Origin of the sequence: Tardiphaga sp. 42S5 (genome assembly GCF_034044155.1) — a bacterium.
In the GTDB taxonomy this organism is placed as follows: Bacteria; Pseudomonadota; Alphaproteobacteria; order Rhizobiales; family Xanthobacteraceae; genus Tardiphaga; species Tardiphaga robiniae.
In genome coordinates this window covers 70,923-92,539 of sequence record NZ_CP139027.1, presented here as the reverse complement: position 1 = coordinate 92,539, position 21,617 = coordinate 70,923, and the positions used below count along the sequence as shown (strand labels likewise).

Sequence of the window (21,617 nt, the reverse complement as noted above, 5' to 3'; positions counted from 1 at the left end):
TAGTGAAGTTCGCTCTCGACCGGGAGCAGCGAACACCTTCGATCTCCGCTCCCAGTCGACGATTACTCGACGTGGTCAAACGACCACTCAGTTCAGATACTCAACCCGTAGACGATTGATCTTTCCGTTGAACGCAAATGGCTTGCGGTCGAAATACGCGAGCGAGACGGGGGAATAGCTGTCCCGGCCGACGTCGAAGGCATCGTTGGCGGTAAAGCTACCTGGTGCCGCGCGTGGGACACGGCCCTTGCTGACTTCTTTGCCGTCAACGCGGACGACGATGTCGAGAGACGCGGGGCGGGCGCCGCTGGCCTTGCGCGTTGTTTCGACCTCGATCTTGACCTTCCCGGTCGGGAGCGGGGCTGACGTCTCCAGCTGCGTCCGTTCGATCTCGAACAGATTATACTCGTAGTGGAGCTTCCCGTCCTCGACCCACAGGGCGATGCCGCCCGAGACGGCGCCAAGCGCGTAGAGCACGCCCTTCGAGCCGGGCTGTAGATCCGCATCGATGGTGACGAGGTTGCTACGCGATCCGAGCTTCGGCGCGGTGAACTCGGGAACGCCGACGACCTCCTGCGTGAAGCTGAACGACTTGGCGGGATTGGACGGTGCGTCCTCCGGGTGGAAGATCGCGGACCATAGCGCGCCGCCCACCGGATAGACCTTATTATCTTTCGCGCTTACCTCGAAAGCCTTCTTCAGCTCGTCGAGCTTGCCAGGATTGGCGGCGGCGACGTCCTTCGCCTGCGAAAAATCCTTCCTGAGATCATGGAGTTCCCAGACATCGTTCTTCGGCGACCATGTCATGATCGAGGGATCGACGCCCGCTTGCCAAGGCGCTCTCGGCCCGAATGTCGAGGCGATCCACCCGTCCTTGTAGTAGGCGCGACTCCCCATGACCTCGAAATACTGCTCTTTCTTGTGGTCCGGTGCCGTCGGGGACACGAAGGAATAGGTCATGCTGGTGCCGTCGAGCGGATCCTGGCTGACGCTGTCGACGAGCTTCGGCGGCGTGATGCGCAGGATGTCGTAGATCGTCGGCACGATATCGTTGACGTGATGGAATTGCGGACGCGGCGTCTTGTCCGCCTTGATCTTGCTCGGCCAGGAAACGGCGAGCGGCGTGCGGGTGCCGCCAAAATGCGCGGCGATCAGCTTTGTCGACCGATGGGGCGTGGAGCCGGCCCAGGCCCAGCCGGCATGGTACATGTTGTCCACCTTGGGCGACCCGAGCATGTCCAGGCCGCCGAGCTCGTTCATGGTGCGGATATGGTCCTTGATCTCGGACGGAATACCGTTCTGCGCCAGGAGCTCGCTGATCGTGCCGTTCTGGCCTTCCGCGCTCGAGCCGTTATCGCCCCAGATGTAGAAGACGAGCGTGTTGTCGCGGATGCCGAGTTCGTCCAAAGCATCGATCAATCGGCCGGCCTGCGCATCGGCGTGTTCGGTATATCCGGCGAACACTTCCATGAGCCGACGCTGAAATGGCTTTTCGTCCTCGGGAATGTCAGCCCATGCGGCCAGCGTCTTCGGCCGCGGCGTCAGCTCGGTGTCCTTCGGAATCCAGCCGAGTTCCCTCTGGCGGGCGAAGACGCGTTCGCGCATGACGTCCCAGCCTTCGTCGAACTTGCCCTTATATTTGTCCGCCCAGTCCTTGAAGATGTGATGCGGGCCATGGGAGGCGCCGGGGGCCCAATACATGAAGAAGGGCCGATCCGGCGTCAGCGCGCGGACCTGCTTCATCCATGAGACGGCCTTGTCGGTCATGTCTTCGGTGAAGTGGTACTCCTTCTTCCCTTCGGACGGATTCACCCGGACTGTGTTTTCGACGACCGCAGGCTCCCATTGCGAGGATTCTCCGGCAAGGAAACCGTAGAAGTAGTTGAAGCCGATCCCCTGGCCGGCCGGCCAGTTCGTATAGGGGCCGACCGCCGTGGTCTCGTTGGCCGGCGTGTTGTGCCATTTTCCGAAGGCGCTCGTCGCATAACCGTAATAGCCGAGGACCTTCGCCGCGGTCGCCGATGTGCGCGGGATCCGGCCAGAATAGCCGTCCCAGTCGTTCGCCAGTTCGGTGATCTGGCCGGAGCCGACGCGATGGTGATTGCGCCCGGTCAGCAGGGCCGCGCGGGTGGGTGAGCACATCGCGGCATTGTGGAAGCGGTTATAGGTGATCCCGTCTCCGGCAACGCGGCTCAGCGTCCGTGTATCGATCACGCCGCCGAAGGTGCTCGGAAGCGCCGGACCGACGTCGTCAAGCATGATCACGACGATGTTCGGCGCGTTGGCCGGGAGATGCGACTTCACCGGCAGGGGGCTGTAGGTCGACTCCGCGATCGTCGGTCCGGCTTTGCTCCCTGAGGGCTTCGGCGGAAACGGCAGCGTTTCCTGGGCGACAGCAGACGTTGCCAACAACAGGAGAGTCGTGCTCACGCCCAACCAGCGTGCCCTGAGATGGTTATTAAGAGGCTTATTCATTCGATTCTCCGTTTCGAACAATGCATCTGAACCCGACATGACTTGTCGAAGTATCGATTGCTTCTGGATGGCGAGCTGCAGGCCGATAGCGGCGGCAATAATTCGGAGCGCATAGATGCGAGCCGCCTTTGAGGACCTTCCGCGGGATTTTTATTTCGGGAAGACATGGATCGTAGCTGGCTGACTCATGCCCGCCGCGAGGATTGCTGGGCACGCAGCAAGCTTTCGTCGTGTCTGCTTCGTGCTGCGCGGAGTACCAGTCGGACGTCCACTCCCAGACGTTTCCGATCATGTCGTAGAGGCCGTATCCGTTAGGTGGAAAAGCCTTCACAGGCGACGTGCGGGCGTATCCGTCCTGGTTATGATTGACTGTCGGAAACGACCCTTGCCAGGTATTGGCCATATGCCGGCCATCGGGGATGAGCTCCGATCCCCATGCGAATTCGGCCTGTTCGAGGCCTCCTCTGGCGGCGAACTCCCACTCGGCTTCTGTAGGAAGATCCTTGCCCTTCCATCGTGCGTAGGCCAGCGCGTCCTGGTGGGTGACGTGGACGACAGGATGATCATCTCGTCCCTCGATGCTGCTAACCAGACCATAGGGACGGCGCCAGTTGGCACCCTCGAGAAACGACCACCACTGCGACCAGTCATCGAGACCGACACGCCCGGTCGGCTCGCGAAAAACCAGCGAGCCCGCATACAACATCTCCGGCAATATGCCGGGATAGTCTTTTGGATCGGGCACGGATTCGGCAACCGTGCGATATCCGGTTGCGGCCACGAACTCGGCAAACTGAGTATTGGTGACGGGAGTCTCGTCAATGAAGAACCCATCGACACTGACGCGGTGAGCCGGCCTCTCTTCGGGGTAGTGCCGATCCGAACCCATCCAGAACGTTCCGGCACTCACGAAGATCATGCCGTCTCGCACACGCTCCGATCGCAAATCCGTCTGAGCCGTTTCGGCGCAGGTCAGCGTTCTCAATATGGTGGTTCCAGTTTACTTGTCGGATTCATTGGGAAGGTGGAAGCAAAGCCGGGCCGGTGCCGACGTTCCGTGGGCGGAATCTCTAGGGAAGCCGGGGCCTGCGCCCGGCCCGGTTGCCTTCCGATTGACAGGCGAACCCTGTCCGGATCATTTCGTGCAGACGAAGGCCCGTGGTCTTGCCACTTCGCGCCAATCGCAACCGATCAGGTCATTTGCAGGTGACTTCTTGCCGCATGCACACGACGCGGCGACCGCTGCAATTCAAGGCCGACAGGTGCCGGCAAGAGAACGGTGACATTCTCCGAGCTTGCCAGTAGCGATTCCAATGAAATTGTGGCTGATGCAAAGTGCCTACTGATGATCGCGACGAGACCCAATGGCTAACATCCCTTTGACGCGCTGCCAGTTTCTTCTGCCCTTCGTCGGGATTCTCGATGAGACCGGTGCGCCGACGAGTTCGCTCCTGACCAAGTTTCGGCTTCCGTCGTCTCTGGTCGACAAGAGCGATCTCTATGTCCCGCTGATGCCGGCCATCCGTTTCATGGAAACCGCCCGGAGAAGCCAGGGCATTGAAGAATTCGGCTTCCTGGCCAGCCAGCGGCTGCATTTCTCCCATATGCGGGAGAAAACGCGGGCCCTGATCGCGCACTCCCCGACATTGCTCGTTGCGCTGCGGCACGCCTGCACATGGGCGCCGCGGGAGGATACGATCCTGAGCATGTGGATCGAGCACGATGACGATCACGTGCGGATCTGCAGCAGGCTCGCCGGGACAAACGGGCTCCTGCATATGGAGCACCCGCAATGGATCCAGAACATTTTCCCCATACACATCGTTCGGCAGTTCGCAGGGCCGGACTGGATGCCGGCGACGATCGCCTTCGAAGCGCGCTACACGCCGAGTTCTGCAACGCAGTCCTTGTGGCCCAATGTGCGATTTCTGTCAGGCCAGCATGCCGCGTGGATCGACGTGCCGATCTCACACCTCAGTTTCTCGAACCACCGGAAAGACGTGAGCCCTGCGCCGCATGATCACGAGGACGGCCCTTCCGGCTACGACATCGTTGAGCTGCTGAAACTGATGCTGCCGTCCTATCTGGACGACGGAATTCCGGCTCTTGCTGAAGTCGCTGAAATGGCGGGCGTCAGCACACGCAGCTTTCAGCGCAAGCTCGCGCATGTGGGCCTGAGCTATTCTGATCTGCTCGACACCGTCAGATATGAGAATGCGAGCAAGCTTTTGCGTGACACCAATTCCAAGATTATCGATATCGCATTTTCTTCCGGCTACACGGATCCGGCACACTTCAGCCGCGCCTTCCGCCGAATTTCCGGTGTGACGCCGCGCCGGTTTCGCGAGCAATCGCGATCTGGATAAGGTGCATATTATCTGGGCGTTTCGCGCCCGAAGGATAATGGCAACGGCTATCATCAAAGCGCGACCGACGCCCTGATTCCTATTTGGTCAGGAAAGATGCTTGTTTGCCGTCGGATTTTCTCGGCCGTTAACGTGATGGACGCTCCGATCTGGCCCTTCAGCCACTGGACGAAAGTTCCCACCTTGCGTCTGAACCGCGGCGGCTGCCTGATTCACAGCGAACAATGTCCGGTACTGGCGCAAAGGAGACGCTAGTAGTGCTGGTCATCCATGGGACCGGTCTTGGCTTCCAATTCGATGTCATTCGCACAGATGCCCAGTTCCTGAATAACGTTTCCGCTCGCGGCCGGTCGAGGCTTGAAGGAGCACCTGGCGGCTGCTGGCGGTACAAATTTTCGGATGAAACCTCTTGGCTGAGAACTGGATGCCGACACCAATGGACCAATGCGAAGTCAGTATTCGACTTCAGTTAGCAGAGTGAGCGCAGAAACTCTCCCCGATGGGCGCAAATGGTGGGCCGAACGCACGCGCGGTGCCAAGCGCACGATCTTGCGATGCCCGAACGCTAAATGGAAATAATTGTCGTCGGGCAGGAATTTGTTGTCCGCGATTTCAACAAAACGCGTCGCCGTGACGGCTTGCAGGTCGAGAAAGAAACCGGCGTCGTCTTCACCAAGCACCACGCCAATCGTCTGGTCAACCGCCGACGTCGGGGGGCAAAGAAAATGAAAGGCCTCTCGAGGTTGATCGGAGTCCTCGGCTGCGAACGTTGCATGCACGGTGTCATGCGCGGCTGGCCCAAAGCGATAGCAGTGACCGGCGTCGAAGAACCGGTCGAACATCTCGAACGCCCCGAATGAAAGCCCGGCATGCGGTGCGATGGTCACATTGCGCACCGCTTCGATCACCGGCGTCTTGCCGTCTCTCAGGCAACGCAAGGTCAATTTGCCGGTGGCGGCCCGCGGCGTGTCGTTGACGAGATGCAGATTGAGCCCGTTGGTGCCTTCGTCAGTGATCGACAAGCGCAGCGGCTGCGAGGCGCGGCGCAGGGCGTAGAAGGCCGATTTCGGACGGCCGTCGGAATCCAGCAGGCCCCAGCCTGCGCCGGGCCGCAGATCGCGCCACAGCCATATCAGTGCGCCAGCCGTAGTGGAGGCTGGACGGCGCCATTCGTCGATCGTCCGTTCGATGACCTCGGCTGTGATCGCGCGCGATAGCTGGCGCCAGCGCTTGGGTTCGCTGGAGCGCAGGCTGCGGCCGTCTTCGTTCCACAGCGCCTGAAGATAATGCTCGCGCACATCGTCGAAATCCCAAGACGCGCCTCCGTCGCGCGGGACGCCGGCGAGCCAGCGTTCCGGATTGCTGACAGGATCGAGCCGATGGCTAGCGAAGTGACGATCGTCCGGCAGGTTGGCGAAAGCGAGACACTCGGAGGCAAAGCGGACATTGGCGCGGCGCGCATCGTCGAGGGGCCGCAAATATGCGCCAACGCCGTAATAATGCGACGGGCCTGCCTCGGCCACGAAGGGCAGGGCGCCGCCCGACGGCGAACCCGGCACATAGGCGACGTGGCTGAAGCCTGCCAGAACCTCGGGAATGACGGTTTCCGCCAGCGGGACGTCGCGCATTTCGCGCGGCAGGCCCATCATCGCAGCTTGCTGACCAACCTCACTGCCGCCTGATATCACGACCAATGACGGCGACGCGCTCAAGCGGCTAACGACTGTCGTGATTTCGCTGCGGATGACTTCAGCAAAGGCCACATCCGACGGGTAATCAAAATTGGCCATCATGACGTCCTGCCAGACCATGATGCCGAGCCGGTCGCAGAGGTAGTGGAAATCCGGGGTCTCATAGACCATGGTCCCGCTGAGACGGACCATGTTGAGGCCAGCACCTTGCACCAGGCCAAGGTCCCGCGCGTAATCCGCCTCGGATGCCTGCAGGCTGACCACGTCGATCGGCGTCCAGCATGCGCCGCGGCAAAAAATGCGGACGCCGTTCACATGCAGGGTGAAGCCATGTCCGTCCGGCCCGCGGTCGACCGCGATCCGGCGAAATCCAACCTCGCCGACATCGATCCGGACGGCACCGATGTCGATGGTCACCACATGGAGCGTCGGGCTACCATGGGTGTGAGGCCACCACAGCTCCACATCGGGGATCCGCAGTGTGCCCTGCCAACGCGCTGCACCGGCCGGCGGCGCTTCCGTATCGAGCGGCCTCAGCAGCGCCTCCGCCCCGGCGCAGTGCAGGACCGGCGTCACGCCTTCGGCCACTCCCGACAGATCGAGCGCGAGCGTCAGAACGCCTTCGGTGTCGTCGAGCCGGCTGCGCAGATCGACATTGTCGGCGCGAACAATTCCCTCTTCGATCAGCAGCACAGACCGGTATGGGCCGGCCACATCGACGGGCGGGCACCATCCGGGCATGTGCCCGATCAGCGTGGTGCGCAGGAACCGCAGCCGTGGCTCCTCGATCATCATCGTTTTCCAGCGTGGCCGAGGACCTTTCGTTCCTGCCAACGCGCCGCGGAGGCTCCTGAAGGCGATATGCATCCAATGCTCACCGCCGAGCACAATCTCGGCCTCATACGGCTCGAACATCGAGCTCCCGGTCAGGATGAGCCTGCCATCGAGGAAAACCTCGGCGAATGTGGCGAGGCCCTCGAACCGCAGCTTGCGCCTGCCGTTTCCACTGACCCGGAGCCGGTACCAGACGTCCTTGTCATGCAGCGGCTGAGCGTCAATGAGGCTCCATTGCCCGAGGGCCCGCAGCGCGCCCGAGACCGTTCCAGGGACGATCGCGGGCAACCAGACGGCTTCACTCAACCCGCTGGGCTCCTGCCATGCGTGAGGGAGCGACAGCGTCAGTTCCCAGCCGCTGTCGAGCGGCTGAACCTTGCGTCCCGTCATGGCGCGGATGTCGGTCATGGCAATCAACAGGCCGATCAGGTCACAGAGAAATCATGCCGCGGCGCCGCGAACCGCGAAACTGTTCATGAGGCTGTCGAGGGCGATATCGTAGTGGGTCGCGAGCTGGCGGATGGTATCCGCCACATCCGGAACCTTGCCGCGGGCTGAGGCGCGGGCGAATTGAAACTGCATGATCTTGGTGCCGCCGGCGATCGCCTCCGCGGCCAGCCTGGCGCGCTCCAGCGCCGGGTCACCGTGCTCCTGTAACCACGCCAGATAGGTCGCGAGCAGTTCGAAATTCGCACCGGCCTGACGTAATGTACTGAAGGCGTAGGTGTGAAACCACTCGGGAGGCCGTCCAATCAGCCGGCCGATGTCGGCACCGATCACGTCGCCCCATGCGGTAAATGGATTCCGCGCCGGACGGCGACGCAGGTGCTGCGCCAGCAACGTGCGAGACATCTCGATCTGCTTATGGGCAGAAGACGCCGGACCGAACTTGATGAATTCGACGTAAGGGAAAAGCGGCAGGCCGTTGTCACGCACAGGCCGTAACAGCGCCTCGAAGTCTTCGCCTTCGAGACGGAAGTATCCGCCATTGTGAAAGTAATCGAGCCGGCGGTCGACCGAATCCAGGACGTTGACGCCGATGGTCGTTTTGCTGTGACTGTGACGATAGGTGATGCCGCGGGTATCCGGCAGGTAGTAAGAATCGACCTCGATCAGCGGCAGACGGCCCCGCGTCAACTGCACGCGCGCGTGATCTTCCAGCTGATCGAAGATCGCGAGCTCCAGAATCTCGACGCCGTACAACAGCGCGAGATCGGCGGCTGGGATCTTGAAAAACGTGAACTGGTCGCCCTCGTAATCCTGCGCGACCGTGAAAGCCAGCGCCGCCCGGGGATCATGCCCGCGTCGGGCCAGTACTTCGATCAGCAGATCGACGTAGCAGTTCGTCTCAGGCCAGTTGCGCGCAGGATCATGCAGCCCGTGACGAACATAGGTTGCGGGATCCAGTCCATCGATGGCGCAGGCCGTTTGCAAGGCCTAGCCCCACAGCACGCGGCGGACATCCGCGGGCCACGCGTCGACCTTGGTGCCGTGGTGACGGAACAGCGCCAGCGCCGTCCGCTCCAGGCCGAAGCCGACGCAGGCGGAGTGCGCGACCTCGCCGTCCGCGAAGTGCATGCCCCACAGGCTGCCGAAATGGTTCTGGTGATAGTTGAACGACAGACACGCCGTCGGATCTTCATCGCTCGCGACTGGAATTAGCAACTCAAATTTCAGACCCTGGTCGCGCTGACTCGACGCCATGACGCGGCCAGTGCGCCCGAAGAACGGATCGTTGGCCACATCGATAACGCAAGGCAGGCCCAACGAAGCGATAAGCTTTTCGCCGCGCTCGAGCCAAGTGGCCCGGAAAGATGTCACTTCGTCGGCCGTGCCGATGCGGACGAATTCGCGCATCCGGAACAGCTGCATCCGCGCCGGATCCTTCGAGGGCTCATGGCGGAAGCAGTATGACTTGAGATCGAACAGCCGACCGCCTTCCGGCACCGGACCTTCCGCCGCGACAGTAGGATAAAGCGGGTAGCAGGCAGCCGGCGTCAGCGCGACTTCCGTCGCATCCTGCATCTCGGTCCAGTCTTCGCCCCGCTCGATCATGCCGACGAGCTTGGCATGGTCGGCGTTATCGCCCATGAAAGAGTGGACGCAGCCGGCCAATTGCGGAAAGCTCTTCAGGTAACCGGCTTTCACAAGATTCTTGCGTGGCATGCCTGGCGGAAAATGAATCCGCGTCGCCTGATCGCCGACGGCTATTTTCGTCACCGCGGCTTCGAACCCGTCGATGACCTCTTCGAACACACCGGCGCGGCCATAGAGGCCATCGACGCCGGTCCTGATCAGAATCGACTCGTCGAACAGGGCGTCGAGAAATGCTTCCGGACTTTGCATGGCTTTAACAGGCGCGTTCATCACCATTACTCCAGATCTGAGTCAAATCGGCTCGCGACCACGAGGCCAGCGGTGTTGGCGAGGATGCGATCGTTAGCCACCATCAGCGGCGCCGACAGCACATCCCTGAGATGGCGGCCGACCGAGAATGGACCGTCGTTGCGATAGCCGGCGATGCCCGTCACCATCAGCGCTTCACGTACGATGTCGACGGCCATGGTCGAAGCCATGACCTTAAGATTGTTCATTTCGATCGCGAGATTGATCGAGCTGAGATCGTCTTCGTTGCGCTTCGCAGTCTCGAACCGATTAATATGGGCGACGAGCGTGGACTTGAACGTCTGCAATTTGGCGGTGGCCTCGGTCAGTCGAGCCGCGCCTGGGAGCGGCCCCGCGAAATCGGACGGCACGCGCCGCGCCGTTGCTCGAACCGAGGCGTGCGCACGCGACAAAGCATCGGTCGCGATCCCGAACCAGACGCTCGCCCACAGCACATGCGCGGTGGCCAGCATGGACTGCACTGCGATCTCGTGGAACGGCTTCGGAAAGATCTGATCGACTCCGGCCGTTGCCGTCAGCAGGAAACCCTCGGAGCAGGTGGCGCGCATGCCGAGCGTATTCCACTCAGCGGTGCGCTGAAGTTGATAGTCGCCACGCCGCAGCGCGATCAGGACCTGATCGGACCCGATCGACGCCGGACCGCGCCGCGCGGTCGCCATGATGATATCGGCTTCCGCGGCATAAGACAGGACACTTGCCTGCTTTGTCAGCGAAACCCGATCACCCGTCGTCTCGATCGCGCAATTCGATATCCGCAGATCGCCGCCGATGCCAGCCTCCGTGGTCGACGACGCGATCAGTAGCTGCTTGACAGCTACATCGCGCATGAGCGCGCGATGATATTCGGTTTGCATCCCATGGGCGACCAGGCTCGATAGCTTGATCTGATGCATGGCGTAAATCATGCCGCTGGCGCCGCACGCGCCCGCGAGAATCGCGCAAAGATTGGCAATCTTGCGCAATTCCAATTCCTGGCCACCAAGACTTCTAGGTACCATCAAGCCGAGCATCTCGTTACGACGAAGAGCTTCGAATGTCTGCGCTGGAAACGTCGCGGTTAGGTCCGCAAGAGCGGCATTTGGCGAAGCAACCTCGATGGCAACCCGCCGCATCGCGTCACGCCAGGACACGGCTTCGGGCACGTCAATGCCTTGCTTCACCGCGTTCGGGATCATGACCCTAGACTTTCTCAGAGACGAGCTGTTCGACAGCAGCAATCAACCCACCAAGCGTCGCAAATGTCTTTCGAGTCAGCAGACTGTTTGGAAATTCGATATCGAATTCTTCCTCGATGGCCATCATCAGCTGAACTGAACCGAACGATGTCATGCCCGCATCGAACAGATTGTCCTGGTCGGATAAGCCATCGACTGGAACGGGAAGTAGGTTCAGCGATCCGACAATGGTGCGGACACGGTCACGCATGAAGTTTCTCCAACGCTACAAAAAGTCCATCGCTTCGCCAGGGGATGCGAGCGGCTCATAGTGATATGGACGAGTTATCAATCAAAGGTGGAGAGGATCGTAATAAGCCTCAAATGCAAAAGACCGTTCCGGCGTCAAGCTTAACGAAATGAAGATATAATCACGCAAAATGGACGCTTTCGTCGATCCTGGCGCGGTTGCTGCGGTCGCGATTATTGGTCGGGTGCTTTCGAGCAACGGCGTCGATATCAAGATCAGCGGGTTCAAGTCGATCGCGCGAGATAGCGAACCATGATTAGCAAATAGCTAACTATCGGCGGCAATGTACCGCGCCGAGTACACGTTAATGATGGTACACGATATCGAATGGCACCTTCGTCGCCCCTGAGTTAAGAAATTGGCATCCGGCAAGGGCGACTGCTTAGCAGCGAAAATATCCATTTGCTGGCGCCATTCGGCTAACGAACAGAAAACTGTAATAGTTTCAAGATCATGACATCCCGATATGGCGCACCTGTAACGTTTGATAATTTCGGCGGCTTTTATCACGCGGGCTGTATTGACCGATGCGGGCGCAAGGCGGTGCTGCTGCTCGCACCGGTCGGATATGAGGAATTGTGTAACCGAGCCACATGGAGTGCTTTGGCCGAGTACATTGCCGCGGCAGGTCATGCATGCCTTAGATTCGATTATCCCGGCACGGCAGATGCAATCGATCTCGCTGCCGACCCCGAAGGCATCTCTGACTGGTTTGTTGCTGCCCGTCAGTGCGTTGCATTCTTGCGGGAATACAATCCAGGCATCGAACTCGTTCTGGTCGGACAAGGTCTTGGCGCTAGTCTGGCCGCCCAACTCGGAACCGAGCTACCCGACGTCGCAGCTACGATCATGATGGCGCCGGTCGTCAAAGGCCGCGCCTATCTTCGTGAACTTCAGGCCTGGTCGCGCATGCTGACCGACGGGATGGGTATCGGGCCCGACCCGTCTGACAACGGCTACAGCGTCGCTGGCATTCCACTGGCAAGCAGCCGCGCCGCAGCCATCAAAACTATCGATCTTACTCGGACAACTGAGCCTCCCGCCGCACGGGTCCTTTTGGTTGAGCGCAGTCAAATGTCCCGCGACAGCTCAATCGGCAACCACCTGAAGACGCTCGGAGCCGATGTTTCGTCCATCGACTACGAGGGGTATGAAAATATCCTGCAAAATCCAAGTTTGGCTGGTCCACAGCTCGGTACGCTGACACGCATCGTGTCATGGATCGACAATCTCGGGCATTCTCCAATCGCGGGCGCCAACTGTTCTGCCAAAGTGGTAGGGCCCGCACGGCCAATCGTCGGACCTCACTATGAGGAGTTACCGGTTCGGTTTGGGCCAGACGAGCGGCTCTTCGGAGTCTTCTGTCGGCCGCTCGGTCGAAGGCCTTCAGCTATCGCAGTGCTCGCCAATTCGGGGCGCGACTATCACATCGGCTGGGGTCGCGCGGCAGTAGAGCAGGCTCGCGCCCTCGCGGAGCGCGGGATCGCTTCGTTGAGAATCGACGCCGGCGGTATAGGCGACAGTGCGGCGTCGGCATGCGCGCCGGCCGAAGTACTTTATTCGGAAGAGCAAACTGCTGACCTGCGTTACGCGATCGACTATGTAGAGAAGCTCGATGCCGGCCCGATCGCCTTGGTAGGACGCTGCAGTGGTGCTTATGCCGCGTTCCAGGCTGCGGTGCAAGATGTGCGCGTTCGCAATGTCATCGCCATCAATATCATGCGTTTTGTCTGGGACCCACGGGAAACCGTCGCTGAAGCCTTGTTATCTGCCCATCGCACCATCGGCGGGTCTGTTGCGATGTTGTTTAGCAAGCGAAGCCTGAGACGACTACTGTCAGGCAATTTGCGCGTCAAAGCTCCGGTTATCTTTTTCTCCAAACGCCTTCTTCGAACTGTCTCATTGATAGTCAGCCACATCCCGGGCCGGGCCGGCCAGAAGCTCTACAGCGAGGGTCATCGCCGTTTCCAAATTCTCGAAAGTCGCGGCGTTCGTCTAGCGATGTTATTTTCGGAAGGAGATCACGCGCTGGGCGAATTCCGCACGTATATGGGAAGAAGAGGTGCGCGGCTACGCCGCTATCCGAAGGCTTCGGTTTCGATAATCCCTGATGCCGACCACGATTTCACCCACTCGGCGGCGCGCGCGCGACTAACGAGCGCCCTGTGCGACGTGCTCGCGGCGCCTTCGTCACCGCCATCCCGCGAACAGCACCGTCAGGCTTCCAAGTTTCCCTCGAGATCTCTCTTGCGCCGCTAACGTTTCTCGACTGCTTTGCAGTGCCTCACCTCTCTCAGCGAGCAGTCGAGGATTATTACAAAGCGATATCCCAGGGACATCTCAGTCAGGATGATCTGGTGCGGCCTCAGGTCGGGCGCGGCTATGCCTATCTTAGCCTAGCGGTCTCCATCTTGAACGGATAGACCAGACAGACAATGCAGTCCGTAACTACGAAGCTGCCTTAAAACTGAAGCCATTAGGCAGCGTGCTTGCAAAGAAATTGCGGGCCATGACAGCAAATGAATCGATTCCAACTAGCGTCGACTTAGTCAGCAGCAGCATAGCAGTAGGAAAGCATCGACCTTGAATTTACTACTGACCTTCGTCTCTGCATGATCGACCTCCATCTTTATGAGACACGTAAACTGGTGTCGATCAAACTGGTAACAGTTCACGCACGCGTTTGTGCGTTGACGCTTGGTAAAGATTGTGCCGGCGCCACCGATTTGTGTCGGTCTGATGAAATCTAATGCCGGTACTACAATTCTTTATCGGTTATTCACCGCGCCGTCCGATTGAGAGCTGCATGCCTGCCGCGCTCTTGACGAAGCCGTGCGACTACCTCTCATTGCGGAATGAAGCGATGATCCGCGATCGTGATGATGCTTAATGCGGGATGATCACGCTCTAACAATAGAAATTTTCTAAAGGGACGTGACATGCCTGCCTCCGCTCCACTTCCATACTCAACAGTAGTATCGTTAAGTGCTTTCGACATGATCGACAGCATGGGAACCAATACAAACATCGCTTATCAGATTGGAGGGACAACGGCCGCAGATTTACCAAATAGGGATGGTGAGATCGAGCTAATTAACGCGTTAAAATATCTCGGCATCCATCACATTCGTAATGCTGGCTTGGACGTGAATCCAAACGAGAACGCAGGCACTTCCTATGGCCTCCCCCCTGAGAAGTGGTCCGGTTTGAGAGTTAGAGTTTCGGCTATTTTGGGCTTTGAAAGGAGCACGGAATGGCACGGAAACACTACACGGCAGAGCAGATCATCGGGATGTTGCGCGAAGCTGAGGTTCGGCTTTCACAGGGTGAGAAGACCGGTGCGATCTGCCGCAGCCTCGGGATATCGGAGCAGAGTTACTACCGCTGGCGTCGTGAGTATGGCGGTCTGAAGATGACCCAGGCAGCACGGCTGAAAGCGTTGGAGAAGGAGAACGCGCGGCTCAGGAAAGCGGTCTCCAATCTGACGCTGGACGCGCTGATCCTGAAGGAAGTCGTCGAGGGAAAGTACTGAGCCCTTCCCGACGTCGTGCTGGCGTAGCCCATGTCTGTGCGGCGCTCGGTGTGTCCGAGCGTCGTGCATGTCGTGTGACTGGCCAGCACCGCTCGACCCCGCGCCGGCGTTTGCAGCCACGATCCGATGAGAAGCGCCTGACGGCGGATATCGTCCGGCTGGCTTCGAACTATGGTCGCTATGGCTATCGCCGCATCACAGCCCTGCTTCGTCAGGAAGGCTGGACGGTAAATGCCAAGCGGGTGGAGCGCATCTGGCGTCGAGAGGGGCTGAAAGTGCCGCACCGACAGCCGAAACGTGGCCGTCTATGGCTGAACGATGGATCGTGTGTTCGACTGCGTCCACGCTATCGCGGTCACGTCTGGAGCTATGACTTCGTGGCTGACCGCACCCACGACGGCAAGGCCTTCCGCATGCTGACGGTGATCGATGAGTTCAGCCGTGAGTGCTTGGCGATCCACGTCCAGCGTCAGATCCGAAGCGACGACGTGCTGGCGGTGTTGACCGATCTGTTCGCTCGGCATGGTCCGCCGGCGCATATCCGGTCAGACAATGGCGCCGAATTTACCGCCATTACTGTTCGCGAATGGCTGGGCCGCATCGGCGTCAAGACGCTCTACATCGAGCCAGGATCACCTTGGGAGAATGGATACTGCGAGAGCTTCAACGGCAAGCTTCGCGACGAACTGCTCAACGGGGAAATCTTCTACACACTGAAGGAGGCTCAGATCCTGATCGAGAACTGGCGGCAGCACTACAACACGATCAGGCCGCACAGCTCACTCGGCTATGTACCGCCGACACCGCAAGCCATCTTGCCTCGTGCGGCCAGCATCCTCTACGCTCCACCACGCTCAGCCAATCTCGGCGACTACAACCGCCGGAGCTCTAACTTATCCAGCGGACCTCCCTAATGGGGCAGGCCAGTCGCCGCATCCGCCGCAGACCTCGTGATCTCGCGAGACTACATCAGCCAGGGCCTGCGCTCGCGCGCCAAGGAATTGGGGTCTATCGAGCTTGGTCCGAAGCCCGAGCACGAGATCCGCAACGCCCTGAAAAAGGAAATCGTGGCCGAACGCTGAACGCGGCTCGACGTCGAGATCCGCCTGGCCGCCGATGAGACCGGCGCCATCGACCTGCGTCTCGAAAATCCCGGCGCGGCCGACCCCGAAATCCGCCGCCTGATGATCGGGCGGCTCCAGCGCCTGGAAAAGATGGGCCTTGCCGCGCCTGCCGGCCCCGGTGAATGGATGATCGGACTAGAGGCCGAGCGCAACCTTCGCGGTCTCGGCATGCGCGGCGACATCATCAAGACGATGCACCACGCCTCTACAGAGCGCGGGGAGGCCCGCGGTGTTGCCGACTATGTAATCGATAGTGAGAAGCCGGGATCGCCGATCGTCGGCCGGCTGGTCGACAGGGGGACTCCATGACGAGCTGACGGGCGAGACCTATGCCGTGATCGATGGCACGGACGGACGTGCCCACCACGTTCGCTTCCGAGGCATCGAGGCGTTCGAGCACGCGCCGCCCATCGGAGGGATCGTCGAGGTCCGCCGCTTCGGAGGCCCGGACGGTGCGCGCCCGACGTTAGTGCTCGCCAACCGTTCCGATCTTGACCTCAATCAGCAGGTTACCGCGTCAGGTGCGACCTGGATCGACCATCGTCTCGTCGAGCGCGATCCGATGCCGCTCGCCATGGGCGGGTTTGGTCGCGAAGCGCGCGACGCCATTCAGGCTCGTCTTGAAGATTGTTCTCTTCGACAACGACGCCCGACCAGACGGTATCGATAAGTTGGTCCTTTGACACCAGCTCGCCGTCGGCTTGCACAAGCACCCAAGAGGACATCGAAGGCGCGCGTGTTGATGTCGACCTTTGCGCCCTCGCGCAAGAGTAGGCGTAATCTCGGGAAAATGCTGTAGCGTCCAGCGGTCAATCTGCGCCGAAGTGTCAGACCCGGCGCGCGTAGCTGTGGCGTTCACCTAGGCGGAAAAGCGCAGAGCATCAGGCATGCGTGCCGCGCCTTATCGGCATTACCTTCTTGGGATCGAGCCAGTGGTCGATCCGATCAGCCCAATGCTGCATCAGCTTCGTGCGCGAGCCGATTAGCGCGAGCGGTCCGTGCTTCTTGTAGAGCCCTTCCACAGTCGAGTTATCGAGATGCGCGAGCTGCAGCTCGACGACATCGCCATCCCAAGCCTTGGCGTCCTTGATCTCTTCGTGGTGAGACAGGGTCGAGAAGGTGGTCCGAAATCCGTGGGCACAATGATCAGTCTTTGTGTCAATGCCAAGCAGCCGCAAGCGCTTGTTGAGCGTGTTGTTGGAGAGCGGTGAGTCCTTCGAACAGGAAAACGCGTACCGACGATGGCCGGTCAGCTTCTGAACGCTGCGCAGGATTGCGAGTGCCTGTCGCGACAAAGGGACGACATGGTCCCAGCCGGTCTTCATTTTGGCGGGTGGAATAGTCCAGCGTGCGGCATCCCAGTCGACCTCGCTCCACTCCATTTCATTGACCATGCCGGGGCGGGGAATGGTGAGCGCATCGAAGCGCAAGGCAAGGCCAACAACGTCATTAAATCTCGCTCTCGTCCACGGGGCGCTGATGAGCTTGAAGACGTGCGTCACGTCGCGCGGTTCGGTGACGCCGGGACGTGGCGTCGAGATGTTGGCAATCATCTGCCCATTCAGGTTGCGGAATGGATTGTAGCCGTCTCCTTCGACATCGGCATAGTCGCAGATTTGCTCACCGATGCTGCGCACACGGTCCCGGGTTTCCAGCTTTCCCTCGGCTTCGTATGAACGCATGAAAGCGAGTACGTCCGGACGCTTGATGTCCTGCCTGTTTAGCTTGCCAAAGCGATCCTTGACGTAGCCTACGCGCAGCTCGAGCACCTCGATGGTCTTGGGATCGCGCACCGCGACGATCCTGCCGCGTTTGACTTTCTCCACCTTACTTCTTCGCGAGCCACTCGTCGGCCCATTGCTCGAAAGGCCGGGCGGCCGCCTGCCTGTGCTTGTCGAGCTGCTTCTCGGTGCTCGGGTCTTTGCCTTCCTTGAGCAGATCTTTGGCTTTGTCGCGCTCGCGCCGCGCGTCTGCGAGCGAGAACGTGCCATCTCTGCCGTTGCCGTAAGGGCCGATGGAGTAGGTTTTTTGACGGCTGTAGAAGCGATAGCTCATCCGCCAGAGCTTGGATGCAGCGTTGCCTGGCCTGCTTTTGTCCGGGGTGACGAAGAGGTAGAGACCGCCGCCGGTCACGTCGGAAATCTTGGCGGGGCTCCACGCGCCCTTGTCGAATTTCGGTCGGGCGGAGCGGCAGTCGACGTCGGTCCTGATCTGCTTGGGGGTAGCGCACGCGCCGTCGTTCTTGGCCATCTGCTCAATTCCCTCGTTCGGAATAGCGAATTTCGCCGTAAACGTTTGTTCTCCCGATACCAACAAAAATACCAACAAATCGGACGGCTGGGATGGGACGAGAACAAACGGTGTCGAACAGCAAAGTACGCTGAAGTGCCTATTTTCAAGGGTTTCCGAGCACTGCGCGGACGGTTGCGAACGCTTTAGAACGGGCTTGAACAGCCTAGTTGGTGCCCCTGGCCGGAATCGAACCAGCACTCCTTGCGGAACTCGATTTTGAGTCGAGCGCGTCTACCAATTCCGCCACAGGGGCCTTCGGACGCCGGCCGGAGACCGGGGGCGCGAAGCGGGCGGAATATAGCGGGCGCGGGCGGCGGGTCAACCTGCGGTTTGGCCGATAGAGCCGCCGCGCACACTCCAGTGTGATCGGGGCCGCCTCGACAGGGTGCGTGCCCCGGGATAGGACGCAACAGCCACTCCGGAGAGCACCGTGACTGCCCAGACCGCACACACTTCCACGCCCGCGTCCGGGTCGTCGAACCCGGCGCTGGTCGCCGCACTGGCGGTCGGCCTGATTGCATTGGCGACGCTGGCGGGGGCCTGGTTCTTCCAGCTGGTGCTGGATATCCGGCCGTGCCCGCTCTGCCTCGAACAGCGCTATGCCTATTATCTCGCGATCCCGCTGGCGGTGCTGGTGGCGATTGTTGCCGCCAGGGACGCGCCGCGCGGCCTGGTTGTGACCGGCCTCGTTGTGCTGGCGCTGGCGGCGCTCGCCAATGCGGTGCTCGGCGGTTATCACGCCGGCGTCGAATGGACATTCTGGCAGGGTCCGACGGACTGTTCGGGTCCGGTGGTCGATCTCGGCAAGGCGGGCAGCCTGCTGGAGCGCCTCGACACCGTGAAGGTGATTCGCTGCGACGAGGTGCAGTGGCGTTTCCTGGGCCTGTCGCTGGCCGGCTACAATGTGCTGATCTCGCTGGCGATGGCGGCGATCGCACTGTGGGGCGCCGGCAAGACCGCACGGCGCTGATCCGCCGCCGGTCCTGCCCGCTGGGGCACCGCTACCAGCGATAGCGCAGCATACCGATCACTGTGCGACCCTGGCTCAAATAGCAGTAGCCGGAATTGCAGACCGCAACCTGTTCGTCGGCGACGTTGTTGGCGTTGATTGAGGCCTGATAGCCCGTAAACTTCGGTCCAAGCTTGGCGAAATCGTAACGCGCGGCCAGATCGAACAGCGTATAGCCGTTGTTGCGTGAGGTGTTGTCGTTCGACGTCCAGGTCGCGTCGATGTAACGGACACCGGCACCGAGACCTAAGCCCTCGAGCGAACCGTTCAGGAAGGTGTAGTTCATCCAGCTCGATGCGGTGTGCTTCGGCGTCACCGCAGGGGTCTTGCCGAGTTCCGACGCGATCGAGCTCCTGGTGATTTCTGCGTCGGAATAGGTGTAGGCCGTCACCGTTTCGAGTTCCGGCGTGAGCCGTGCGCGTGCCTCGAATTCGAAGCCCTGCACGCGGATCTCGCCGACCGAGGCGTAATAGGCGATGCCGTTGACATAGCCGGCGAGCTTGGCGGCGTTCTTCTCCTTGAGGTCGTAGATCGACGCCGTGAGCAGCACATCGGGCCGTGGCTGATACTTCACGCCGCCTTCGATTTGTTCGCCTTCGGATGGCGCCAGCACGATGCCGTCGAGGCCGAGTGAGGTCTCCGGCTGGAATGAGGTCGCATAGCTCACATAGGGCGCGATGCCGTTCTCGAAGTGATAGAGCAGGCCGGCGCTGTAGGAGAACGCGTTGTCGTTGCGCGCGCCTGTGACGGCGCCCGTATAGGAATTGATTTGCGTGCGATCGGTCCAGTCCTGACGGCCGCTGACCGACAGGTGCCAGTTGCCGAGTCGCATCTGGTCCTGCAGATAGACGCCGACCTGTTCCTGCGTCGAACGCGAACCGGACGTATAATCCGGGGTTGGCCCTGCAATGCCGTAGACGGGATTCAGGATGTTGAGCGCATAGCCGGGATTCACCGCGCCCAGGCCGAGCTTGAAGTCCCAGGTATTGTGATCGTAATTCACGCCGAACAGTGTGCGGTGGACGACCGGGCCGGTGGCGAAGTCGGCCTGCAGCGCATTGTCGGTTTGCCAGCTCGTCTGGTCATCGCCGACGGCTACGGCACCGCGGTCATAGACGGTCGATGTTGGCGTCGCGAAGCTGCCGCTGACATAGCGCGATTCCGCATGCAGCACGCCGAACCGCGTGTGCTGGCGGAACGTGAAGACGTCGTCGAAGCGGTGCTCGAGCTTGTAGCCAACCTGCGCCTGCTGCTGCCGCAGATAGTCGTATTTCGGATCGCTCGATCGCAGCTTGATGGTCGCGCCGTTGACGTTCACCAGCTGGCCGTCGCGATTGAGCATGGCGACGCTGGCGTCGGTTTCGTCCTTCTGCAAGATGGCATAGCCGGTCAGCGTGGTGTCGATGGTCGGTCGCCAGGTGATCGATGGCGCCAGCATCAGCCGCTCATCGGCGATGTCGTAATTGGTCTCGCCGGCGCGGCCGAGGCCCACCAGGCGGTACAGCAGCGACTTGTCGGAACTGGCACCGCCGATGTCGAACGCCGTTTGCATGCGGCCATAGGTGCCGCCTTCTAATGAAATCTCGTTGACCTGATTCTCGACCGGGAATTTCGATCGGCGATCGACGAGGCCGCCGGGGACGGACTGTCCATAGAGCACGGCAGCCGGGCCCTTGATCACCTCGACGCTGTTAAGCTGATAGGGTTCGGTCCGGAATGTGGTGAAGCCGGAGGGGAACTGCTTCAGTCCGTCGCGGAAGTCGCCGAGCGTCGTCGTCGAGAAGCCGCGGACATAGATCTGATCGAAACGCGGATCGTAGCCGAAGCCGCCGGTGGTGACGCCGGCTGTGTAACGAACCGCCTCCGGAATGCTGGTGACGCCGCGATCATCGAGTTCCTTGCGGTCGATGACGCTCACCGAACGCGGCGTATCGATCAGCGGCGTATTCGTCTTCGACGCCGAACTAGCCTGACCTGCGACATAGCTGTTGTTGTCGGCGCTATAGATGCGCTCATTAACCGATGGCGCGGGTGAAATCTGCGGTGTCGTCGTGCGTGTGCGCCGTGTTGCGCGTGCCGATGTCTGAGATCTCGTTGCTGTCGTGCTGCGTGCGCGCTGCTGGGGCTGCGGAGCATCCACCGTGACTGGCGGCAGGCTGGCCTGCGCGAATGCGTCACGCGGAAGTTCGATTGCCAATGCCATCACACTGACGGTGCAAAGCAGTGCAGTCTGCTTCGTCGATTTTCTTGTTCTCAATTTCATTTCAACGCCTCGATGATACTGGTCACGCCAGCTTGATCGAGCGTCTAACTTGATTGGTTCTGTGACGCACTACGATGCGCGGTAGAATATATCTAGACCTTGCAACGCAGGCATCTGCGTCGCTGCAAGGCGCTCACATCGTTAGACCGATTCTATTATTT

Annotated in this window: 15 protein-coding genes, 1 tRNA gene and 1 pseudogene; 6 read left to right on the top strand and 11 right to left on the bottom strand. The window is 60.4% G+C overall.

Annotated features, from left to right (window positions below):
- Window positions 1–87 precede the first annotated feature (87 nt).
- On the bottom strand, window positions 88–2,475 hold the full coding sequence (locus tag SFY93_RS00440) for an arylsulfatase (protein WP_320445655.1): 2,388 nt from the start codon (window positions 2,473–2,475) through the stop codon (window positions 88–90).
- Window positions 2,468–3,394, bottom strand: coding sequence for a formylglycine-generating enzyme family protein (locus SFY93_RS00435; RefSeq protein WP_320445654.1), 927 nt, complete (start codon window positions 3,392–3,394; stop codon window positions 2,468–2,470). The genes SFY93_RS00440 and SFY93_RS00435 overlap by 8 nt, the downstream gene beginning before the upstream one ends.
- 445 nt (window positions 3,395–3,839) lie before the next feature.
- Here SFY93_RS00435 and SFY93_RS00430 point away from each other — a divergent pair, with 445 nt between their 5' ends.
- On the top strand, window positions 3,840–4,841 hold the full coding sequence (locus tag SFY93_RS00430) for a helix-turn-helix transcriptional regulator (protein WP_320445653.1): 1,002 nt from the start codon (window positions 3,840–3,842) through the stop codon (window positions 4,839–4,841).
- Window positions 4,842–5,293: 452 nt separating this feature from the next.
- On the opposite strand, the gene SFY93_RS00425 is transcribed toward SFY93_RS00430, so the two are convergent.
- The 5 genes from SFY93_RS00425 to SFY93_RS00405 are packed head-to-tail and all read right to left on the bottom strand — an operon-like array spanning window position 5,294 to window position 11,197.
- Complete coding sequence (locus SFY93_RS00425) at window positions 5,294–7,774, bottom strand: glycoside hydrolase family 2 protein (protein ID WP_320445652.1); 2,481 nt, start codon at window positions 7,772–7,774, stop codon at window positions 5,294–5,296.
- A gap of 33 nt (window positions 7,775–7,807) precedes the next feature.
- On the bottom strand, window positions 7,808–8,800 hold the full coding sequence (locus SFY93_RS00420; protein ID WP_320445651.1) for a DUF1839 family protein: 993 nt from the start codon (window positions 8,798–8,800) through the stop codon (window positions 7,808–7,810).
- Window positions 8,801–8,803: 3 nt separating this feature from the next.
- Window positions 8,804–9,712, bottom strand: coding sequence for an amino acid--[acyl-carrier-protein] ligase (locus tag SFY93_RS00415; protein WP_320447654.1), 909 nt, complete (start codon window positions 9,710–9,712; stop codon window positions 8,804–8,806).
- Between the two features lie 26 nt (window positions 9,713–9,738).
- A complete protein-coding gene (locus SFY93_RS00410) occupies window positions 9,739–10,947 on the bottom strand; it encodes an acyl-CoA dehydrogenase family protein (RefSeq protein WP_320445650.1) in 1,209 nt (402 codons plus the stop codon).
- Between the two features lie 4 nt (window positions 10,948–10,951).
- Window positions 10,952–11,197: an acyl carrier protein gene (locus tag SFY93_RS00405; protein ID WP_184511818.1), complete on the bottom strand. Its 246-nt coding sequence runs from the start codon at window positions 11,195–11,197 to the stop codon at window positions 10,952–10,954.
- A 169-nt stretch (window positions 11,198–11,366) separates the two neighbouring features.
- On the opposite strand from SFY93_RS00405, the gene SFY93_RS00400 reads away from it, so the two are divergent.
- From SFY93_RS00400 to SFY93_RS00385, 4 genes and pseudogenes are all read left to right on the top strand, one after another.
- On the top strand, window positions 11,367–11,492 hold the full coding sequence (locus SFY93_RS00400) for a hypothetical protein (protein ID WP_320445649.1): 126 nt from the start codon (window positions 11,367–11,369) through the stop codon (window positions 11,490–11,492).
- Window positions 11,493–11,689: 197 nt separating this feature from the next.
- A complete protein-coding gene (locus SFY93_RS00395) occupies window positions 11,690–13,495 on the top strand; it encodes a serine aminopeptidase domain-containing protein (RefSeq protein ID WP_320445648.1) in 1,806 nt (601 codons plus the stop codon).
- A gap of 994 nt (window positions 13,496–14,489) precedes the next feature.
- Window positions 14,490–15,682, top strand: a protein-coding gene (locus SFY93_RS00390; protein WP_320444660.1) for an IS3 family transposase whose coding sequence is annotated in 2 segments (ribosomal slippage) — window positions 14,490–14,751 and window positions 14,751–15,682 — 1,194 coding nt in all. Because the reading frame shifts where the segments join, the coding sequence is not laid out codon by codon here.
- A 21-nt stretch (window positions 15,683–15,703) separates the two neighbouring features.
- Window positions 15,704–16,517, top strand: a pseudogene (locus tag SFY93_RS00385) (DUF3363 domain-containing protein); the annotation flags it as partial.
- 256 nt (window positions 16,518–16,773) lie between these two features.
- Here the strand turns inward: SFY93_RS00385 and SFY93_RS00380 are convergent.
- The 3 genes from SFY93_RS00380 to SFY93_RS00370 all read right to left on the bottom strand — a co-directional run bounded on the left by SFY93_RS00380 (window position 16,774) and on the right by SFY93_RS00370 (window position 18,437).
- A complete protein-coding gene (locus SFY93_RS00380) occupies window positions 16,774–17,718 on the bottom strand; it encodes a tyrosine-type recombinase/integrase (RefSeq protein WP_320445647.1) in 945 nt (314 codons plus the stop codon).
- Between the two features lies 1 nt (window position 17,719).
- Complete coding sequence (locus SFY93_RS00375; protein WP_320445646.1) at window positions 17,720–18,142, bottom strand: Arm DNA-binding domain-containing protein; 423 nt, start codon at window positions 18,140–18,142, stop codon at window positions 17,720–17,722.
- A 210-nt stretch (window positions 18,143–18,352) separates the two neighbouring features.
- Window positions 18,353–18,437, bottom strand: a tRNA-Leu gene (locus SFY93_RS00370).
- Window positions 18,438–18,614: 177 nt separating this feature from the next.
- Between SFY93_RS00370 and SFY93_RS00365 the strand changes: the two genes are divergently transcribed.
- A complete protein-coding gene (locus SFY93_RS00365) occupies window positions 18,615–19,154 on the top strand; it encodes a disulfide bond formation protein B (RefSeq protein ID WP_320445645.1) in 540 nt (179 codons plus the stop codon).
- Between the two features lie 31 nt (window positions 19,155–19,185).
- Here SFY93_RS00365 and SFY93_RS00360 read toward each other — a convergent pair whose 3' ends face one another.
- Entirely contained in the window at window positions 19,186–21,456 is a 2,271-nt protein-coding gene (locus SFY93_RS00360) for a TonB-dependent siderophore receptor (protein WP_320445644.1), read from the bottom strand.
- Window positions 21,457–21,617: the final 161 nt, after the last annotated feature.

What these genes read in the sequence shown, in the direction of transcription:
- SFY93_RS00360 (WP_320445644.1), bottom strand. Translation starts at nt 21,456, where the DNA reads ATGAAATTGAGAACAAGAAAATCGACGAAGCAGACTGCACTGCTTTGC.
- SFY93_RS00435 (WP_320445654.1), bottom strand. Translation starts at nt 3,394, where the DNA reads ATGATCTTCGTGAGTGCCGGAACGTTCTGGATGGGTTCGGATCGGCAC.
- SFY93_RS00440 (WP_320445655.1), bottom strand. Translation starts at nt 2,475, where the DNA reads ATGAATAAGCCTCTTAATAACCATCTCAGGGCACGCTGGTTGGGCGTG.
- SFY93_RS00375 (WP_320445646.1), bottom strand. Translation starts at nt 18,142, where the DNA reads ATGGCCAAGAACGACGGCGCGTGCGCTACCCCCAAGCAGATCAGGACC.
- SFY93_RS00400 (WP_320445649.1), top strand. Translation starts at nt 11,367, where the DNA reads ATGGACGCTTTCGTCGATCCTGGCGCGGTTGCTGCGGTCGCGATTATT.
- SFY93_RS00410 (WP_320445650.1), bottom strand. Translation starts at nt 10,947, where the DNA reads ATGATCCCGAACGCGGTGAAGCAAGGCATTGACGTGCCCGAAGCCGTG.
- SFY93_RS00415 (WP_320447654.1), bottom strand. Translation starts at nt 9,712, where the DNA reads ATGCAAAGTCCGGAAGCATTTCTCGACGCCCTGTTCGACGAGTCGATT.
- SFY93_RS00430 (WP_320445653.1), top strand. Translation starts at nt 3,840, where the DNA reads ATGGCTAACATCCCTTTGACGCGCTGCCAGTTTCTTCTGCCCTTCGTC.
- SFY93_RS00425 (WP_320445652.1), bottom strand. Translation starts at nt 7,774, where the DNA reads ATGACCGACATCCGCGCCATGACGGGACGCAAGGTTCAGCCGCTCGAC.
- SFY93_RS00395 (WP_320445648.1), top strand. Translation starts at nt 11,690, where the DNA reads ATGACATCCCGATATGGCGCACCTGTAACGTTTGATAATTTCGGCGGC.
- SFY93_RS00405 (WP_184511818.1), bottom strand. Translation starts at nt 11,197, where the DNA reads ATGCGTGACCGTGTCCGCACCATTGTCGGATCGCTGAACCTACTTCCC.